Origin of the sequence: Streptococcus sp. GMD1S (genome assembly GCF_000296875.1) — a bacterium.
In the GTDB taxonomy this organism is placed as follows: Bacteria; Bacillota; Bacilli; order Lactobacillales; family Streptococcaceae; genus Streptococcus.
The window spans coordinates 1-4,303 of sequence record NZ_AJQY01000068.1 but is presented as its reverse complement, the minus strand read 5'-3'; the positions used below and the strand labels follow the sequence as shown (position 1 = coordinate 4,303).

The following is a 4,303-nucleotide window of genomic DNA, read 5'->3' as shown; positions in this document are numbered from 1 at the left end:
CCGTTAAACCAAGCTTCAAGCAGGGGTAAACGGCTAGCTAGTATAAAAGTAAGTGAAAGAGTAGTGAGAGCTAAACCAGGGATTAGAAACTGACTAACACCTGAACTGAGCCAAGCTAGGATAGTCAGAAACATACTAAGCCCGATAAATAAAATACCTTTTAATGATTTCATAGTTGAAGTCCTTTCACGGATTATCTTATGATAGATGTAATAAGATTTGTTACATTTTAACAAAAAATGAATCTCTAGTCAAGGTTTAGAGTTTCGGCCTCTAAGTCAAATTTTCATGATAATCTATAAATAACGGTTAAGAAATATACTGTTTGATTTGTGTACTTCTTATAGAAATTTTTTTGTTATAACAATATAAGGGTGGGAAAAATTCAACTTCTACAAAACCCTAAAAAACAAATTAATACATAAAAGTGTATTTTATTTAATTATAAGATAAATAATATCTGAAATTTACATGATGTAAACCTATGTGAATGTTGGCATTTTAAAGTATTTGATGTTAAATTATTTTTGTATTTTTCTCAAATAAATTTATTAAAAATGTTGAAAAAGATATAAAAAAGTGTTAGTATGAATATGCATATTGAATACGAGGATATAATCCTTTTAGAATAATGAAATTTAAAGACCATCTTTTGAGTAGGGAAGAAATTTCGTTTTTTTTCTATATTTCAATATCGATATAATAAAAATAGGGAGGTTGTTTTTCTTATGAAGAGTAAGCAACAGGGTTTTAGAACGGAGAAATACATTCGATATGGGATTCGAAAGTATAGTTTTGGAGCGGCATCAGTAGCAATTTCAGCAGGTTTGATGTTTTTAGGCAATGGAGCAGTATCAGCGATGGAACTTCAAGGAGCAGATACTACGCTTGTTTCAACATCGACATTGAATGCGGAATCTTCTACGGAAACAGAAAAACCAGAAACTTCGATAAAAAAAGAAAAAGAAGTTGTCCTTAAGACGGTTGATAAAACGGATTTAGTTAAAAAAATTACAGAACTTGAAGAGAAAGTAAAAACAGCAAAGAATATAGATGACTTGGTACTAACATCTGCTAAAGAACAATTAGATTCTGCGAAATCTGTCATCTCAAAAGAGATAGTTGAGCAAGAGGAAGTGGATACTGAACTTGCTAAGATTAAGGATTTAATTACGGTATTTGCTGAGTCTGTCGAAGTTGGGAAAATAACGGAATCTACAGAAAAAGCAGAAAAAGTAGAAGAAATAAAAGAAACTGTCGAACCAGTCCAAGAAGGTAAAAAAGTTTTAGAACAAGTTACCTCTGAAGCTGAGGTAACCAATGTTTTAGCAACTGAAGCAGTCCGGAAAAATAAGCTTGAGGCTGAAAACAAAGCGGCAATTGAGGCGGCGATAGCTAATAATAAGGAAGTTATTGCGGAAGCTAAAAAAGTGTTAGCTACGGATAGCGTTACAGCTAAACAAGGCAATGAACAATTGTCACGTTTGAACGAGTCAATTCTTGCAGTATATAATGAGCTAAAAAAAGCAGGAATCGGAAAAGATGGAAACTTTGGAGTCGCTTTGGCTGCTCAAGATTTCTATGCCGAAGAGGGTTCTAACACAACTCATGCATCGGAAACAAACGCTGCAAATCATACTGGTAAAGATACCTATACAATTCCAGTACAAGAAATTAAATTAATTACGGGTACTGATGCTACAGGTCTAGAGATTGAAGTCTATTCTAATCAGCGGGTTGGTAATGATACAAATGCTGGAAATGGGATGCATACAGAACAAGGTGGAAAAACTGGTCATAACAACAAAGGACGTGTAGACTATCCATTAACCCCTGATGCTGCTAAAAAGTTAGCTGAAGAAGCACCACTTTGGAGAAATAAACTCCGTGCGGATGGGTCAAGAATTTTAAACGCTGCAACATCGATTTACTCTGCTAACGGTGGTTATGAATACCTAGCTACAGAAATTTATGGCTATGGGTATGAACAAGGAGTTGACAGAGTTTATATTAAAGGTTTGAAAGATCGTATTGCAGTTACAGAAAAAGCCAAGCAAGCTGGTTGGAGTTTAACTTCTGTAACACCAACTAACCTTGTGCCGGGATTGACATACGATTCAGAAACAGACACAATTCAAGGAAAAGTTATAGCGGATATTGAAAATGGAGTTTATGATTTACGATTTAATATTACTGCGACCAATACAGATGGTCGAACGGTAACTTTCCAAATTCAGAATCTTCGTGCTGGCTGGGTCGGGTGGCAAGATAGTACGCCTCCTAAAATAAAATCAGATTCTGAGCGTTATGATCGTATTGTTGGTGACGATGCTAATGTAAATATTCAATTCTATGATGAGTCAGGTGCAAGTGCAACACCAGCCAATAGTCGAGGAACTTATAACTATACGACGGTTGAAGGCAAAGTTGTAAGAGTACCTCAAAGATTCTCTAGAGCAGTGACAGGAATTTCAGGATATAACACTATTAGTGAACAATTAGATGATTCTAAAGTATTAATTCCAGGAACTAAATATAGTGTTGCTAATAGTACTTCTGAAGAGCAAGCTGCTGATCAAACGAATATGGGGAAAGGAATCATTTCTGGAAAATTAACTGAAGCAGGAATTTACACAGTCTCCGTATTTGCAAAAGATTATGATAAGTTGGCTAATAATAATGTTTGGAACCAATCTGGACAAGAAGCGCATGCTACTGTAACATTAGTCGTGAAACCAAAGATTGAGGTTCAAAACGTTGAAACTTACTCAACAGTTGTACCAGTTAAAATTTCTAAAGGTGCATCAAGTGCTAAGGTAACAATGCCGGATGGTACTGTAACCAATCTAAAAGCAGTTAATGGCAAATGGCTCGTAGACAGTGGTTCAACCAACACAGCTGTTTCTGAAAATCAAGAATTAGGTATTGTAGATTCCGATACAGTCTTTAATATTCCTGTGACATCAGAGGCGACTGCCAAAGTTGGTGTGGACAATATTAGAGTAGAAGCATCTGCTGAAAATGTTAAGGGAACTTTCTTACGTGAACAAGTTGAATTAAATGGAACAGATGGGCAAAAACATACTGCTACTTTTAATAAGGCTACCGGACACTGGGAGTTACCTGGCGACTATGCTGAAAGTAAAACACTGAATGGTGATGGTACGACAAGATGGACTAAACGTCAAGTGTACACAGAAGCTCAGCAAGACGGTGGTATGAAATTTTATATCTATGAGTACATTCGACAGCTTGATAGCACTGGGAAAGTGACAAGTGTAGAAACGCCAACTCGTCCAGAAACGATTTATGTTTCTAAGAATACTAATCAGGTAGGAGATGGAATGTCAGTAACTGTCACTTACGATAAACATTCAAATACCTGGGCGTCATCTGATGGAACTGAAGTGACTGCTACTAAGCTTGAAAATGACTCTTGGGAAGTTCATACTAAGTCAGGATTTGGTGGTATTATTAGAGGGACGATTGCAACAAATACTGATGTGGCAACTGTAGTAAATACAAAACCAACAGCAACTTCACAAGATTATACTTCAACAAAAGGTACAGCTGTTGACCTTCGTAATGAAGCAAAAGCTGCAGTAAGCATCTCAGACTCTGAAGATACTAAATATGGAAAAACTACCTATATCACTAGAATCACAGTAACATCGCCTTCAGGAGTTCAAAAAGTATTTGATACCAAACAAGATGCAAATAACTATAATATTGCTAGTGGATATAGCTTAAATGAAGTAGGAGTATATACTGTTAAGATTGATGTTATTGATAGTAATGGAAATTATACTACTGAAGCAACAATCAGTGGAACTGAGTCGGGAGTTGATCATGGAGTTGATTCATCAACCGCTACAACAACCTACCATATTACAGTAACTGATACGATTGAAGGACATAATGTGACTTCGACTGATATTCAAGGTGCTACTCAAAAAGAAACTCCAACCTTTACATCTGTTGGAGATGGATCACCAGTAAAACCAAGTGCTTCTTCGCCTGCTAAGTTAGTAGATCCAAAAACAGGTGGATTTGTTGATACTCTAACAATTGATGGTCAGGGTACCTACTCAATTAATAATGAAACAGGTGAAGTAACTTTTGTTCCATTGAAGACATTTACCGGTACAGCTACACCTGTCACAGTTTCACTTACTGCAAAATTAGGAAAAGATGCTAATTATACGGATATTACAGCAACTGCTACAGCAACGTATACTCCAACTGTAATACCTGTTAAACCAACTTCTACAGATGATGAGTCTGAAGGACCTAAAGGACAAAC

At 36.1% G+C, this 4,303-nt stretch carries 1 protein-coding gene and 1 pseudogene; one reads left to right on the top strand and one right to left on the bottom strand.

Annotated features, from left to right (window positions below; genetic code table 11):
- Positions 1-173, bottom strand: a pseudogene (locus GMD1S_RS12125) (oxidoreductase); the annotation flags it as partial.
- A 555-nt stretch (positions 174-728) separates the two neighbouring features.
- Here GMD1S_RS12125 and GMD1S_RS06720 point away from each other — a divergent pair.
- Positions 729-4,303: YSIRK-type signal peptide-containing protein (locus GMD1S_RS06720; protein WP_000837690.1), on the top strand; the 3,575-nt coding region annotated here is incomplete at its 3' end.